At 32.3% G+C, this 15847-nt stretch carries 9 protein-coding genes; 3 read left to right on the plus strand and 6 right to left on the minus strand.

What is annotated here, in order from left to right; genetic code table 11:
* Position 1: 1 nt before the first annotated feature.
* From RCH18_RS13050 to lon, 6 genes are all read right to left on the minus strand, one after another.
* Entirely contained in the window at positions 2–3073 is a 3072-nt protein-coding gene (locus RCH18_RS13050) for a type I restriction endonuclease subunit R (RefSeq protein ID WP_326937204.1), read from the minus strand.
* Between the two features lie 663 nt (positions 3074–3736).
* Positions 3737–5515: a 30S ribosomal protein S1 gene (gene rpsA / locus RCH18_RS13055; protein ID WP_326937205.1), complete on the minus strand. Its 1779-nt coding sequence runs from the start codon at positions 5513–5515 to the stop codon at positions 3737–3739.
* A gap of 638 nt (positions 5516–6153) precedes the next feature.
* Positions 6154–7530 (minus strand): nucleoside permease, encoded by a 1377-nt coding sequence (locus RCH18_RS13060; RefSeq protein WP_326937206.1) that lies wholly within the window; start codon positions 7528–7530, stop codon positions 6154–6156.
* A 71-nt stretch (positions 7531–7601) separates the two neighbouring features.
* Positions 7602–8294, minus strand: a complete 693-nt coding sequence (cmk, locus tag RCH18_RS13065) for a (d)CMP kinase (RefSeq protein ID WP_326937207.1) — start codon at positions 8292–8294, stop codon at positions 7602–7604.
* 27 nt (positions 8295–8321) lie between these two features.
* Positions 8322–9341 carry a type IX secretion system protein PorQ gene (gene porQ / locus RCH18_RS13070; RefSeq protein ID WP_326937208.1) on the minus strand — a complete coding sequence of 340 codons (1020 nt, stop codon included), beginning with the start codon at positions 9339–9341 and terminating at the stop codon, positions 8322–8324.
* 141 nt (positions 9342–9482) lie between these two features.
* On the minus strand, positions 9483–11933 hold the full coding sequence (gene lon, locus RCH18_RS13075) for an endopeptidase La (protein ID WP_326937209.1): 2451 nt from the start codon (positions 11931–11933) through the stop codon (positions 9483–9485).
* A gap of 860 nt (positions 11934–12793) precedes the next feature.
* Between lon and RCH18_RS13080 the strand changes: the two genes are divergently transcribed.
* The 3 genes from RCH18_RS13080 to RCH18_RS13090 are packed head-to-tail and all read left to right on the plus strand — an operon-like array spanning position 12794 to position 15794.
* Positions 12794–14224, plus strand: coding sequence for a hypothetical protein (locus RCH18_RS13080; protein WP_326937210.1), 1431 nt, complete (start codon positions 12794–12796; stop codon positions 14222–14224).
* Positions 14225–14227: 3 nt separating this feature from the next.
* Complete coding sequence (locus RCH18_RS13085) at positions 14228–15289, plus strand: caspase family protein (RefSeq protein WP_326937211.1); 1062 nt, start codon at positions 14228–14230, stop codon at positions 15287–15289.
* On the plus strand, positions 15276–15794 hold the full coding sequence (locus RCH18_RS13090; protein WP_326937212.1) for a hypothetical protein: 519 nt from the start codon (positions 15276–15278) through the stop codon (positions 15792–15794). Before RCH18_RS13085 ends, RCH18_RS13090 begins: the two co-directional genes overlap by 14 nt.
* Positions 15795–15847 lie beyond the last annotated feature (53 nt).

The following is a 15847-nucleotide window of genomic DNA, read 5'->3' on the forward strand; positions in this document are numbered from 1 at the left end:
TTTAGACTGTTCTTCCATAAAATTCATTCATGTATTCCTTAACTATAATGCCGTTAATTCGCCTTGCTGCAACAGTATCCAATGGTATGTTTTGTTTGTTTTTAAATTGATCAATAACCAATCGCATCATCATTTTATCTACAAAACTTTCGTTTTCGAGCATTTTCGAATTCTGTAAAATTTGAAGATCTACTTCTTTTTTTAATCCTTGTAATGCTTCAAAAAGTTTAGTTTCGCTATCCGTCAAAGGATCTTTTTCCATCAAGCGTTTGTGCATTCGAGCATACTTTTCATCATTATCATACTTAGCACGCAATAATAAATTTTTGCGCTCTAATTCTTTGGCTTGCGTATAAATTTGTTCCAAAGCTTTAATGTTGGCTTCCATTTCTTCTTTGGATACTTCACTCAAATTTTTCTTTTTGAATAAGCGTTCTAGCTCTTCTTTTAACGAAATAAACGTGGGGTCTTTTTGATCAAAATTGCCTCCAAGCATTTCTCTCGTTTTTTGTAAAGTAGTTTTGAGTTGATCTGCTAGGACCATTTCTCCTTCTTTTATTTTTACAAAAGCAAACAAGACATCTTCTAATGCGATGTTCAATAAATTAGATGTGTCTACATTATTTTCTAATGCTTCTTTGGTATTAATCAGTGCCAAATGATTATTAGCTTCTCTAGAAAGAACGGTCAGTTTATGAAAATCCAGTTCGGCCAACATCTCATAATTGCCAGACAGTCGAATCAAATTATATAGATTCTTTGCATTATTTAAGGCTTTGGTAATTTGTAACATCAGCCCGCGATCTTGAATTTGAGTGATTTGTTGTGAAAAGAGTTCTGAGTTCTTAATGTCAAATGGAAACAAAACCTCTTTGATTACTTGAATTTCAGACTCAATTTCTTCTTTGGATTTAAATAAATTAGAATAATGCTCCATTTCATCCCCAAGCTCAGACTGCAATTCGTTGAAATAATCTTGATTGGTTTTATCAAATTCCTTTTGAATATCAGCAAAATCAACTACATATCCATATTTAAAATCTTTGTAAGTACGATTGACACGGGTTAAGGTTTGTAATAAATTGTGTGACTTAATCACACGACCGATATATAGTTTTTTCAATCGTGGCGCATCAAAACCAGTCAAAAGCATGTTGTAAACAAAAAGTAAATCAATGTTTCCATCTTTGAACTGTTCTACCTGATCTTTACGATCACTTTTTGTTCCTATGTCGTGCAAAATAACTGCCGCAGTGTTGACCTTGCTCTCTAATTTCTTTTTGGCTCCATATCCACTTGAAGGTTCGGCAGCCATTAATAGATCTGTCGCAAAAGCATTTACAGCGTATTTCTCTTGAAAAATTTCATAGAGCATTTTGGCTTGTTCAGATGAATCGCAAACTACCATTCCGCCAATCGAGTTGTCGTTCATCGTGATTCGAGCCTTCTCAAAATCCTGCACAATGTAATCTAGCATAGGTTCTACAAACTTTGGGTGTGCATAAACCAATTTTTTATCACCATTCCCTTTTAGAATATCAATTTCTTCTAAGGCTTCTTTTAGCGTCAGTCGGTAATTAGTCTCTATTTCTTCTCGAATTAAGCGCAACGTATAACCATCAGCAATCGAGGAATTGTAATAATACTTGTGAATATAACCACCAAAGAGTGATTTAGAGTTATAATCGGTGCCTAAAAGTGGTGTTCCTGTTAACCCGATTTTGATCGCATTTGCATCAGACTCGTTAAGATTAGCCAAAAAACTCCCCTTAGGATTATAACTACGATGGACTTCGTCTAAGAAATATATTCTTTGAATGTTTAGATTATAGTCTGTATTCCGAACAACATCAGGATCATCCTGAAATTTCTGGATGTTCACCACCGTTATTTCCGCTTTACCAGAATGATTATGAATGACGCTGATTGCCTTGATATCTTTTGCGAAAGCATCTCTACTACTTATTTCATGAACGGTTAGTCCACGACTTTTAAACTCTTTTGCCGACTGAATCAACAAATCGATACGATCTACAATAAAATAGAATTTGGGAATTACATTCTTTTTACGATAATAATCCGTTAAGTATTTCACATTATAAAACGCCAGAGCTGTTTTACCACTTCCTTGTGTATGCCAAATGATTCCTTTTTTTACCCCTTCCTCTAATTTTGCTTCGATAGCTTTCGTTGCAAAAAGCTGTGGGTAACGCATAATGTGCTTTTGTAAACCTTTGGATCCTTTTACATAAGCAATACCATATTGAAGCATAAATCGCAGACGTTGCTTTTGAAGTAAAGAAGTACAGATGCGATTAGTGGGTGTGTCAGGATTTTTATTGGTGATAAATTCAGGAGCATTTTTGATACCCACCAAATTATTGTCTTTTAAAACCAAAGTCTCCGTTTCATCGTCCAGATCAGCAAGAATTTTAGTTAGATCGAATTCTGCTTCCTCCCTAAAAAAATTAAAGCTTGGCTTAGAATAAGATGCTGTGGCATAAAATGCACCTTGCAACATTAGAGTCGATTCCTTATCATATTCCATATTATTGGAAAAAAGCATCAACTGCGTCATGTTGACGAAATGACGGAATTTTTTATTTTTGAAACGGCTTTCTATGCGGTTGTGCTCAGCTTGTATTCCGTCAAGGTTATTTGGCTTTTTAACTTCGATAAATACTAGGGGTAATCCATTGATCAATATCGTAATGTCTGGACGAAATTCTTCATCATCTTTTTTATAGGTAAGCTCAGTAACTACATGAAAAGAGTTGTTTTCGAAATTTTCAAAATCGATGAAACGAATACCTGATTGATCTATTATTTTTTCATAAAAAGATTTTCCTAGATCTTCATTTTCTAGAGATAGTGCTAGTTCAAGGTATATTCTAGAAATATCTGTTTCATTTAAGCTATTATTAAGCGCTAAAATACTTTCCCTAAAAATAGTGGTAAAAATATTAGTGCTTTCATCCCTTGTGGCTGTAGCCAATGGTAGGTAGGTATAACCCAAGCACATTAAATGCAATACAGCGGGAATTTTAACTCTTGAATCTTCGTTGAAAGCCATTAAAGAATGTTCTTAAAGGATAAATATAAACTTAGTAAAGTCGGATTACCAAACTTAGGCATTTATATACAAATACTAAAGTAAGTAAAAACTTAAATTGATTCCATTTGGACAAATGTAATATATATCAATAAAGCTTTATTACGGTTTTCCTCAATAGCTACAAATTTCTCTTTATTATTAATCATTTTACTTAAAAAATGTTTACTAAGTTATGAGAACAAATTATTGTCGTGGTTAGCTATTGCAGTTTAGTTATTTATGTGTTCTCAATTTAATATTAATCAACCATCTTTTAACCTTATAAAATTCAAAACTTAGAAAAAATTTATTGAAAACTTATATGGCTTAGAAGATAAAAAATAGCGACATTATTTTCTGCTAATTACTTACATATTTACACAACTAAAAATAGTAACCGAATAAAATGCTAATGGGCTTATTATTTACAGATATTTAAGTTAGTTAATGCTTTTAATCGGTTCATCGCTTATAACAGAATTGTGATATAAAGCTTCCAGCCTTTTAAAGGCTGGAAGCTTTAGCGTTAGAAATAGTGAATTTTCAACAAATGATATTGAACTTAAAAACAAAAAGGAATTATAAATAATAAAAAAGCCCCACATTACTGTGAGGCTTTTTATGTTTAGAAAATTAAAGAAATTATTTTTTCTCTGATTTTTCCATTTTAGCTTTCAATGCTGCTAATAAATCATTGTTATCGCCTAAAGTTGCAGCTGGTGCATTTGTAGAAGCGTTAGATGAAGTATTTTCAGTAGCTGCTTTCACATTTTTCTCTTCTTCCTCACGGAAAATAGCAGTATGTGAGGCAACAACTCTTTTGAATTCTTTATTGAATTCAATTACTTTGAAATCAGCAGTATCTCCTTTTTTCAATTTCTTTCCGTCTTCTTTTTCAAGGTGACGAGTAGGAATGAAAGCAACGATGTCCTCTCCGAATTCTACAGTAGCTCCTTTATCAACAATTTCAGAAATTTCACCGTTGTGGATTGTTCCTACAGCGAAAGATTCTTCATATTGATCCCAAGGATTAGCAGTAGTTTGTTTGTGACCTAAGGATAATTTACGTCCATCAACATCTAATTCTAATACAACTACGTCAAGTTTCTCACCAACATTCACAAATTCAGATGGGTGCTTGATTTTCTTAGTCCAAGAAAGGTCAGAGATATAAATTAATCCATCAATTCCTTCTTCAAGTTCTACGAAGATACCAAAGTTTGTAAAGTTTCTAACGATACCTGTATGTTTAGAACCTACTGGGTATTTAGCAGTGATATCAGTCCAAGGATCTTGAGATAATTGTTTGATACCTAATGACATTTTACGGTCATCTCTATCTAAAGTTAAGATAACAGCTTCAACAACATCTCCTACTTTTACGAAATCTTGAGCCGAACGTAAATGTGTAGACCAAGACATTTCAGAAACGTGAATTAAACCTTCAACACCTTCAGCAACTTCGATAAATGCACCGTAATCAGCGATTACAACTACTTTACCTTTTACTTTGTCTCCTATTGCTAATTTAGCATCAAGAGCATCCCAAGGGTGAGCGTTTAATTGTTTCAATCCTAATTGAATTCTTGTTTTCTCATCATCGAAATCAAGGATTACAACGTTTAATTTTTGATCTAATTCCAGCACTTCAGATGGGTGGTTGATTCTAGACCAAGAAAGGTCAGTAATGTGAATCAATCCATCAACTCCACCTAAGTCAATAAAGACACCGTAAGAAGTAATGTTTTTAACAACACCTTCTAATACTTGACCTTTTTGTAATTGACCGATGATTTCTTTTTTCTGGATTTCGATATCCGCTTCAATAAGCGCTTTATGCGAAACAACAACGTTTTTGAATTCGTGATTGATTTTCACCACTTTAAATTCCATCATTTTATTAACGTAAACATCATAATCTCTAATTGGTTTAACATCAATTTGAGATCCTGGTAAAAACGCTTCAATTCCGAAAACGTCAACGATCATACCCCCTTTAGTTCTGCATTTTACAAAACCATTAACGATTTCTCCTGTTTCGTTAGCCGAAATAACTCTATCCCAAGATTTGATAGTACGAGCTTTTCTATGAGATAAAACTAGTTGACCCGTTTTGTCTTCACGAATGTCGATTAATACTTCAACAGTATCACCTACTTTTAAGTTTGGGTTGTAACGGAATTCATTTAATGAAATAACACCTTCCGATTTAGCGTTGATATCAACAATTACGTCTCTATCTGTGATTCTAACAACGGTTCCATCTACCACTTCTTCTTGATCAGTAGCGATAAAAGTCTTAGAAACTAATTCTTCAAATTCTAATAAGTTTTTTTCATCAACAGCATCAATACCTTCTTCGAAATTGTGCCAGTTAAAATTTGCTAAAAACTCTTCTTGTGATTTTACTTGTTCAGACATGCTGATTAAAAATTTGTATTCTGTATTCTCTTGAGTTTCTTGTAGTGTTAGAAAACAGCAGAAGTTGTTTGTATAATTAATTGAACCCTAGAGGAAACTCCTATTCACCAAAAGGTTTGCAAAAGTAACACATTTATGTCAAACAACAAAACTTTATGAACAGGATAATCGATTGATTATTAGGAGCACAACTTTTAGTAGTTTTTAACAATTTTAGTCCCGCTTTCCGCTATATCTTTTTTACATCTTCCAGCCTTCAAAAGGCCGGGAGATATAAAAAAGGATGCCGCTTCAATCGGGGCTAAGTTACATTAATTCGTTTTTTTGAGAATCGTAAAGCGCAATTATTACTATAAATTTTTATACGTTTTAGATTCTATCCAAATCAGTAACGACTTAAATTCTGTAACGCTCTGAGGAAATTCTATATAATTGATTCACTGGAGCCTAAACAACTTTAAGTAGTTTAAAAAAATATTGTTTTTATTTGTATCATTTATTTTTAAAGCTTATAACTTTTCAAGGCTGCAAGCTGTGAAATCGTTGATTATGAGTAGGAATTGCAAACATTATTTCATAAAGCAAAAAAGCCCGATGAATTATAAAAATTTATCGGGCTTCTTATTTATATAAAAAGTTTAATGACTTATATTCTCTAAAGCTTTAGGATCGTGTTTATGCTTAAACAAGATAGCAAAAGCAATTGCAATAATTAGGGCGTAAATGGCAAAAGCAAGCCAAATCGTATGCCAATCCTTCATTAAAACTACTTTATCAAAAATACCATTATTACTAATCGCATTACCTTGACTTGTTATAAATTCAATCATTTTTGAATTTGTAGTTTCCGTTTCTAAGAAAACAGCTAATTCTGAGGTGTTGCTAAATGACTTTGTAAAGTATTTATCAATGGCCCATCCTGAAGTAAAACTACCTAAAACGGCTCCAAAACCATTGGTCATCATCATAAATAATCCTTGTGCTGAAGATCTATTTTTCGGGTCTGTGTTAGTCTCTACAAATAATGAACCTGAAATATTAAAGAAATCAAATGCCATTCCATATACCACGCACGACATAATAATCATCCATAATCCTGTCGTTGGGTTGCCATAAGCAAATAATCCAAAACGCAACACCCACGCTAACATACTGATTAACATCACTTGCTTAATTCCAAAACGTTTTAAAAAAAATGGAATAGCAAGTATAAATAATGTCTCTGAAATTTGTGATATTGACATAATGATTGTCGAGTATTCCACCACAAATGAATCGGCATATTTAGGGAAATGCTTAAATTCATCTAAAAAAACATCTCCATAAGCATTAGTTAATTGTAATGCGCCTCCTAAAAACATGGAAAAGATAAAGAACAACGCCATTTTATAATCAGCAAACAGTTTAAACGATTCCAATCCTAATGTCTCCATTAGCGAAGCATTCTCTTTTGACAATCGTTGTGGCTTACATTCCGGTAAGGTAAAGGCATAAATTCCCAATAGCAAAGCAGCTATACCTGCGATGTAAAATTGATATTCTGTAGCTTTATTTCCTGAAAGATTTGTGATCCACATCGCCACTATAAAACCTATTGTTCCCCAAACCCGAATAGGAGGAAAACTTTTGATGACATCTTTGTTATTTAATTTAAGTGCAGTATAGGAAATAGAATTACTTAACGCAATTGTTGGCATATAAAAACACATGGCCAAAAGCATAATATATATAAAGTTTTCAGGCGTGCTAACTTGCGGAATATAAAATAAAACTCCCGCATAAAGAACGTGAAGAATTCCGTATAATTTTTCGGCATTTATCCATCTATCGGCCATAATTCCCGTTAGCGTTGGCATAAATAAAGAGGCGATTCCCATGGTTCCAAACACTAATCCAAATTGTGTTCCATCCCAATTCTTGGTGCCAAACCAGTAATTTGCAATTGTAATCAACCAAGCTCCCCAAACAAAAAACTGAAGAAAACTCATTATGATCAATCTATTCTTAATTCCCATGTGTTGATTTGTTTTTATTTTAAAAAATAATAGGCAGTAAATCTACTATTTAAAATGAGATTTGCAATTAATTATAACGATTTAGTACATTCATTTACCAAATCTAAAACCAGTTGGAATTGCTCTTCCCTATCTAAATGAGAATTATCTATTTCAATGGCATCATCAGCCATAACTAAAGGAGAATCTTTACGATGAGAATCAATATAATCCCGTTCAACCACATTTTCAATTACTTCTTCAAAGGTGATAACATCTCCTTTTGCAATTAGTTCATCATAACGTCTTTGTGCTCTAGTTACAGGGCTGGAGGTCATAAAAATTTTAAGCTCTGCATCAGGGAAAACAACTGTTCCTATATCTCTCCCATCCATTACAATTCCTTTGTCCTTTCCCATTTCTTGCTGCTGTTCGACCAGCTTGCTTCTAACTTCAGAAACTTCAGCAACTTTACTAACGAAATGAGAAACTTCTATTTTTCTAATTTCGGTTTCAACATTTACATCGTTCAAATACATTTCGCCATAACCCAAATCAGCATTAAATTTAAATACTAATTTGATAAATGGTAAACTATTTACTAAAGATTTTTTATCAAAAAAATCAGCTGACATATATCCATGTTGCATTGCAAATAATGTTACAGCGCGGTACATAGCGCCAGTATCTACAAAAACATATCCTAAATGATTGGCAAGTTGCTTTGCTAAAGTGCTTTTTCCAGTTGATGAAAACCCATCAATTGCGATAGTAATTTTTTTCACGATTATAATTTATTTTTAAAGGACAATTTATTGAAAGTTTACAGTTAATCCGAAAAGGCTTGAATTTGCTGCTAATGTATATCTTGAATAGGAATAATTAAATTTGAGTTTATTCATTTTTAGTCCGAAGCCCAATGAAATTCCAGAAAAATTACGTTGATCTACAATTCGTAATTCTTCAGCTCTTCTAAAATTATAACCAACGCGTAAATTTATTACTTTTTTTGGGAAAAGTTCTACACCCATAATAACATGGCGTAAAGCATTATTAACAAATGAAACTTTTTCTTGCGTTTGCTCTCCATCAAATGAAGATTCTAATCTATTTGGATTAGGAAAACCTATATTCCATTGTTGTAAATTTTCCAAAGTTAGATGCCATCTGATAGGAACATTTTCAAGCTCTTGCGAAACCCCAGCTATAATTTCTAATGGTAATTTTTCAGTTATTCCATTATAGGTAGAAAACTGAGTTCCAATATTGCGAATTGATATAGCCCAATTTACATCATTTCGTTCATCGATATAAAGAGCACCAATGTCTACAGCACCTCCAAAAGATTGATATGATTCTAAGGTTGAAGAAATCAATTTGCCAGATGCTCCAATGTGTAAATCAGTAAAGGGAACATTATAGGAATAACCTAAATTTACAGCTATTTCGCTTCCTGTAAAAGAGGAGGTTGCCTGTCCATTTTCATCATAACCGTCAAAATTGCCGTAATGAACATAATTTACTCCAGCCTGAAAAGTTTGAATATGACGATCATAAGTATAGGCATACGATGCGGTTCCATAAGTGACTTCACCATAATAACTTCCGTAATTAAGACTCAAATGATTATCCATTTCTGCATTTATTGTAGCTGGATTATAATGTGCCTGATTAACGTCATTATCATAAATAGTAATCACTTTTCCTCCTAAAGCAGCTTGCCTTGGTGAAGTTACTAAGTTTAAAAACTGATAGATGTACTTTCCTCCTATTTGACTGTGAGAACCAGTACAAATCAAAAAAAAAGAGAAAAATATAAGTTTTTTAAACATATTTTAAGAGCAGTTTGTAAGGAAAACGCAGTTGCGAAGATAAAATTATAATTTTAAAATAAATCAAAAAAAAATTCCAAATTACAATTCTTATCAAATAAGTCTTGGTATTTGGAATTCGAAAATTTAAACCTCTGTTACCTAAAGTTCTTTTGCGTTTTTAACATCCTGATCTGTCAATGCAAATTTTAATACTTCGCTCATTTCTTTTACATAATGAAAAGTCAAACCTTCTAAATATTCAGGTTTTATTTCTTCAATATCGCTTTGGTTTTGCTGACACAGAATAATCTCTTTAATATTAGCTCTTTTTGCTGCTAAGATCTTCTCTTTTATTCCACCTACAGGCAATACTTTTCCTCTTAAAGTAATTTCTCCTGTCATTGCTAAATTATTTTTTACTCTTTTTTGAGTAAATAAAGATACTAATGAGGTCAACATCGCGATACCTGCACTTGGACCATCTTTTGGAGTAGCGCCTTCAGGAACGTGTAAATGGATGTTATATTTAGAAAGAGTTTCAGCATTAAGACCTAACAGTTTTGTATTAGCTTTAATATATTCTAAAGCAATTGTCGCAGATTCTTTCATCACAATTCCTAGATTTCCAGTAATAGTCATGATGCCTTTTCCTGGAGAAAGTAACGATTCTATAAAAAGTATATCTCCACCTACTGAGGTCCAAGCAAGTCCAGTTACTACTCCAGCAACATCATTACTTTCATATTTATCTCTACCTAATCGTGGTGCGCCAAGTACTTTTATAATATCTTCATCAGTAACTTTCTTATTGTATTCTTCGTCCATTGCAACTGATTTAGCTGCATGACGAATAACTTGAGCAATTTTAGCTTCAAGACCTCGAACACCTGATTCACGAGTATATCCTTCTACAATTTTTTCTAATTGTTTTTTTCCAATAGTCAAGTTTTTAGAAGTCATTCCGTGCTCCTTTAATTGGCGTGGAAACAGATGTTGACGCGCAATTTCAATTTTTTCTTCGATGGTATAACCTGACATTCTTATGATCTCCATTCGGTCTTGCAAAGCAGGTTGAATAGAAGCCATAGTATTAGAAGTGGCTATAAACATCACTTTAGATAAGTCATAACCCATCTCTAAGAAATTATCATAAAAAGAATTGTTTTGTTCTGGGTCTAAAACTTCTAGTAAAGCTGATGATGGATCTCCATTATGACTATTAGACAATTTATCGATTTCATCTAATACAAAGACAGGATTAGACGTCCCCGCTTTTTTTAAACTTTGAATAATACGGCCCGGCATTGCTCCTATATACGTTTTTCTATGTCCACGTATTTCTGATTCATCACGCAATCCACCAAGAGAAATACGTACATATTCCCTACCCAAAGCTTCAGCTACAGAACGACCTATAGAAGTTTTTCCTACTCCTGGAGGCCCTGTGAGGCAAATAATTGGTGATTTCATATCATTTCGCAATTTTAAAACTGCCAAATGTTCTATCATTCTCTTCTTCACTTCTTCTAAACCAAAATGATCTTTGTCAAGAATTTTTTGAGCTCGTTTTAAATCAAAATTATCTTTAGAATATTCATTCCAAGGTAATTCTAAAAACAGTTCTAAATAATTTCTTTGAATTCCAAAATCAGGAGCTTGTGGATTCATACGACGCATTTTTGATAATTCTTTTTCAAAATGCTTCTTCGTTTTTTCATCCCATTTCTTTTTTAGAGACTTCTGCAACATTTCGTCCATCTCCTCTTCTTGAGAAACACCACCTAACTCCTCTTGAATAGTTTTCATTTGCTGATGCAAAAAATATTCCCGCTGCTGCTGATCTAAGTCAAAACGCACTTTAGATTGAATGTCATTTTTCAATTCAAGTTTTTGCAACTCAATATTCATATAGCGCAATGTTTCTAAAGCTCTATCTTTTAATTCACTAATCGCTAATAAATCTTGTTTGTCCTTAACGGGCAAGTTCATATTTGAAGTGACGAAATTGATCAGGAACGATTGACTTTCAATATTTTTTATAGCAAAAGTGGCTTCACTGGGTATATTTGGACTCTCCTTTATAATCTGGATGGCTAAATCTTTGACTGATTCAAGAATTGCTACAAATTCAGTATCGTTTTTCTTAGGTCGCGTCTCAGGAACTTCTTTAATTTTTGCTGTAATATAAGGCGTATCTTCAATAACCGAATCAATTTCAAAACGCTTTTTACCTTGAAGAATTACGGTAACATTACCGTCAGGCATTTTCAAAACACGTAAAATACGAGCTACAGTTCCTATAGTATGAATGTCTTTCTTAGTAGGATCTTCTTCCTCCTCATTTATTTGAGCTACAACACCTATGTTTTTTCCAGCAGCATTTGCATCATTAATTAGCTTTATAGATTTATCGCGTCCAGCTGTGATAGGAATAACAACTCCTGGAAATAACACCATATTTCGCAACGGTAATATCGCTAATAATTCAGGTAATTCTTCATTATTCATTTCTTCCTCATCTTCAGGAGTCAAAAGCGGAATTAAATCTGCTTCTGAATCAAATTCTTGAAGTGACAGATTGTCAATGGTAAGTATTTTATGATTGGACATAATGTGTTTTAAGTCTTTTTGTCAGTAAAAATTTTCATTAATTAAGCAAATTTAAAGCTTCAAACTCATTTCTTGTTATAAATTGTGGGTTTAAAATTGCATAATTATTAATCTTTTAAAGTTTCAATCACTATGCCAAACCAAAATTTGATTTCAAATTGATGCTACATAAATACCATTTAATAAAACCTAATTCTATTTACAATTGAAAAAATGCAGCTTAACCTATACTTAAATATTAGGTAACTAAAATAGATAATACTCTCACGGGCACATACTAATAAGTAATCATGTACGATGATCAGCCAGCAAACCAAATCATTAAGTACTATATTTTAAAGAGTACTGAAATTTCAATAAAAACAATAATTACAGCCAGAAAATGCTTTTTAGAACTAGATATGAAACCTAAAATTTTCGACACAAACTAATTATAAAAGATCATCAAAATTAGATTTGAAAAAAATGTATTGTTCTAAATTAAAACTGATTTAAAGATTGCTAATTAAAATTTAAAATTTTAGAACGGAATTTTAAATTATAGTTAGATTATTATTATCTTAGATTGTTACTAATCAGATAATAAGAAATTAAAAGCTCTACCTTACAATTAATTTTTACTGCCGATTATCATTATAAATTCTGTTAAAAATAAATAAATTGTCTACAAACAAAGAAATGCTAGTTTTCATTAAGTTTTTAAATCTAAGCTAGCAATTTATCATGACTAATCATCATGTAGCAATCTTTATGTTTAATGGTACCATAAAATTTTAATTTTTGAAGATTTTAATCTTATCAAATTATTTTTAAAAAAAAGCTCTTTAAAAATATAATCTAACCATTAAACACAAACGCAAATGGAAAACCTTGATAAAAAATACTTTATAAATATTGGTGCAAACGGAACATTTGCTGATTCGGGAAAAGTGCACTCTACCCCAATGGATGTAGATGCTATATTCAGTTTTCTAGAGGAAAATGATTTAGAAAAATTAGTGATTTATTTTCATGGTGGTTTAGTAACGGAGAAAAATGGCTTAGCGGCAGCTGAACTTATGAAAAATTATTTTGCTGATGTCAAGTCAAAGAGACATGTGGTATCTTTTATTTGGGAAACTGGACCAATGGAAACATTATCTCAAAACTTAAAAAAGGTAAAAGAACTTGCCGGTACTGATTTATTTGAAGAAGTAACCAAGTTTGTTATTAAGATTGTGGGTAAAAGATTAGGAATTGAAGATGCAAGAGGTGGCGGAGAATATTTAGAAGACGACACCATTTTTGATGAAAAACATAAAGCAGCACCATTTGAAAACTTAGATCAATCTATGGGTGCAAGAGGCGGTGCTGGACTTGACATTGATGATGAAGAGGAACTTTACAGCGAATATTATAAAAAGCTTGAATTAGAATCTAAGAAATTAATAGCCGAAGAAGGATCCGATGAAATTACAAATTTGCCTACAGAAAATGATGTAATTACAAGAGGTGGTTTTTTAACTATTGCTACCGTAGTAGCTAAAATTGCCTTTGCTGTTCTTAAACGCTATTATAATAAAACACATCACGATTTTTATCCTACAATTATGGAGGAAGCCTTCCGTAAAATTTATTTGGATAAAGTGGGACATTGGGGATGGAAACAAATGAAAGATAAATCAGCTGAAATATTTTCAAGTAATTCTGGATTAACTGGAGACAATCAGCATGCTGGAACCTATTTTTTAAATCAACTCAACAACTACGTAGAAAACCGTTTAGCCTCTGGCAAAAAAATCGAGATAGAATTAATAGGACATAGTGCTGGATCTATCGCAATTTGTAATTTACTAGAAGCTACTACTAAAAACTTTCCATCAATTAAATACAACACTGTCTTCTTTCTAGCGCCTGCTTGTAGAACTGATTTATTTCTGGAAAAAGGAAAATTAGCTATGGATAATGGAGTTTTTAAAAATTTTAAAATGTTTACAATGGAGGAAAACAGCGAAAAAAAAGATCATTGTTTACCCTACATTTACACACACTCGCTATTATATTTAGTTTCAGGTCTCTTTGAAGAGGAAGTAGATGCTAAAATTATGGGTCTCCATGAACAATTTAAAATCGAAGGACGTTATGCGGGCTTTACAGAGTTAGTTCAACTCAATTCGTTTATAAATAGCAACAAGCTAGTATTATCTGTTGATACAACAAACTTTGATGAAAGCATGCGTTCCAAATCCCTAAAACATGGTGACTTTGATAACGATATTGATACCTTACGATCTATCCTTAAATCTATTTAAATTATGAATTATGCAATTATTATAGGAATAGATCATTATGAAAAAAAACCCCTGTCCGCTGCGGTAAGTGATGCCAAAGGTTTTGCTAGATATTTGTTTAGTAAAAAACTTGTTTCAGCTAGCGCTGCCACCATAGAAAAATTTAGAGGAGAACATACTGAAATAAATATTGACAATGCCCTTATAAACAATACAGCTGATGATAATTTACAGCTTTTAATATCTGAAAGTACTAACGAAATTGCTGACAACAGAGATATAGATAAGGTCATTAATAATATAATTCAAGATGCTAAAAAACACAGAGCTGAAAAAAACAGATTGTATTTTTATTTTGCTGGTCATGGAATAGGTGTTTCTTATGAAAAAACAGCTTTGTGCTTACGCTTATGGCCTGAATGGGTAAACCACTGTATATCTAGTGCTGACTATAAATCATGGTTTATAAATAAAGGCGTTTTTGATGAGATTTTAATATTTCTTGATTGCTGCAGGGAGTACGATCAAAATATTGATGCTAAATCGCCTATGCCAGATTGGGAAACGCCTATAGGTGATAAAAAATCTCCCAGTATCCTTATTTGCAATGCTACAATGTATGGAAAACTTAGTTATGAAGTAGGTGTAGATAAAAAAAGAGGTGCATTTACCTCCTTTTTGATGGATTCTATGAATGGTGATGCTGACCTTAATAATGAGGGCCGAATAACTTCTGATGCATTAAAAAAACATATTAATAAAAATTTTGAATCCTATGCAAATAAAGAAGGAAAGATTCAAATAGGCGACGCTTATACGCAAGGAACTAATGGCGATGATATTATAATTTGTGAACTTGAAAAGTTTAATGCTTTACACAATTGCGAAATCACTTTTACAAGAGATTCAAATGTAACATTATTAGCAATAGATGCTACACCACTTCGCATAGATAATGTAAAAAGTGGTGAAAAATGGGATGTTAATTTGCAGCGTGGTTTTAGCTGTATAATTGATAACGTATCGAATGAAGTAAAATTAATTGAAAATTATTCCATAAATACGATGACCTATGTTGAATTCTGAAAATACATATCATATCAATATTTCATTTAAACAACGCATTGAAGGAATACTACTGACTGTTATTGGTGCAAATTTCGAAATCATTTACTCAGGTATTGCTACCGAGATAAACTTAAAACTAGCACAAGGTATCTACAAACTAACAGCGCGCTATCTTGACTATCTGCAAGTATACCTTTTAATAGTTAATCAAAATGAACATATTACTTTAGAGTATTATTATCCAGCTGTTGCTCCAATACTTGACTTTGATACCACACATGAATATTATCATGGCAATGCAGAGTATTATAGTAAAAATACCACTGAAGCTCAAAGAAATTATCATCCAAATTTTCTGTTCTTTGCAGCCAAATATTATAAAGATGAGTGTCCCAATATAATAATGGTGGACTTGCTTATCAACTACTCAATAATTAATGGAGACAATGAAGTTTTATATCAATTTGATTTAGAAAATACTCGTATCCGCCCGACGAACCCCATATTTTTTAGATCAACCTAAGGGAGTAGTTTTGTTCTAAACAATTTGGACATGGACAAAAATGAATTTATGTT

It is taken from the genome of Flavobacterium sp. PL11 (assembly GCF_035985025.1).
Taxonomy (GTDB): Bacteria; Bacteroidota; Bacteroidia; order Flavobacteriales; family Flavobacteriaceae; genus Flavobacterium.

What these genes read in the sequence shown, in the direction of transcription:
- RCH18_RS13085 (WP_326937211.1), top strand. Translation starts at nt 14,228, where the DNA reads ATGAATTATGCAATTATTATAGGAATAGATCATTATGAAAAAAAACCC.
- RCH18_RS13050 (WP_326937204.1), bottom strand. Translation starts at nt 3,073, where the DNA reads ATGGCTTTCAACGAAGATTCAAGAGTTAAAATTCCCGCTGTATTGCAT.
- RCH18_RS13060 (WP_326937206.1), bottom strand. Translation starts at nt 7,530, where the DNA reads ATGGGAATTAAGAATAGATTGATCATAATGAGTTTTCTTCAGTTTTTT.
- RCH18_RS13090 (WP_326937212.1), top strand. Translation starts at nt 15,276, where the DNA reads ATGTTGAATTCTGAAAATACATATCATATCAATATTTCATTTAAACAA.
- lon (WP_326937209.1), bottom strand. Translation starts at nt 11,933, where the DNA reads ATGTCCAATCATAAAATACTTACCATTGACAATCTGTCACTTCAAGAA.
- RCH18_RS13080 (WP_326937210.1), top strand. Translation starts at nt 12,794, where the DNA reads ATGGAAAACCTTGATAAAAAATACTTTATAAATATTGGTGCAAACGGA.
- rpsA (WP_326937205.1), bottom strand. Translation starts at nt 5,515, where the DNA reads ATGTCTGAACAAGTAAAATCACAAGAAGAGTTTTTAGCAAATTTTAAC.
- porQ (WP_326937208.1), bottom strand. Translation starts at nt 9,341, where the DNA reads ATGTTTAAAAAACTTATATTTTTCTCTTTTTTTTTGATTTGTACTGGT.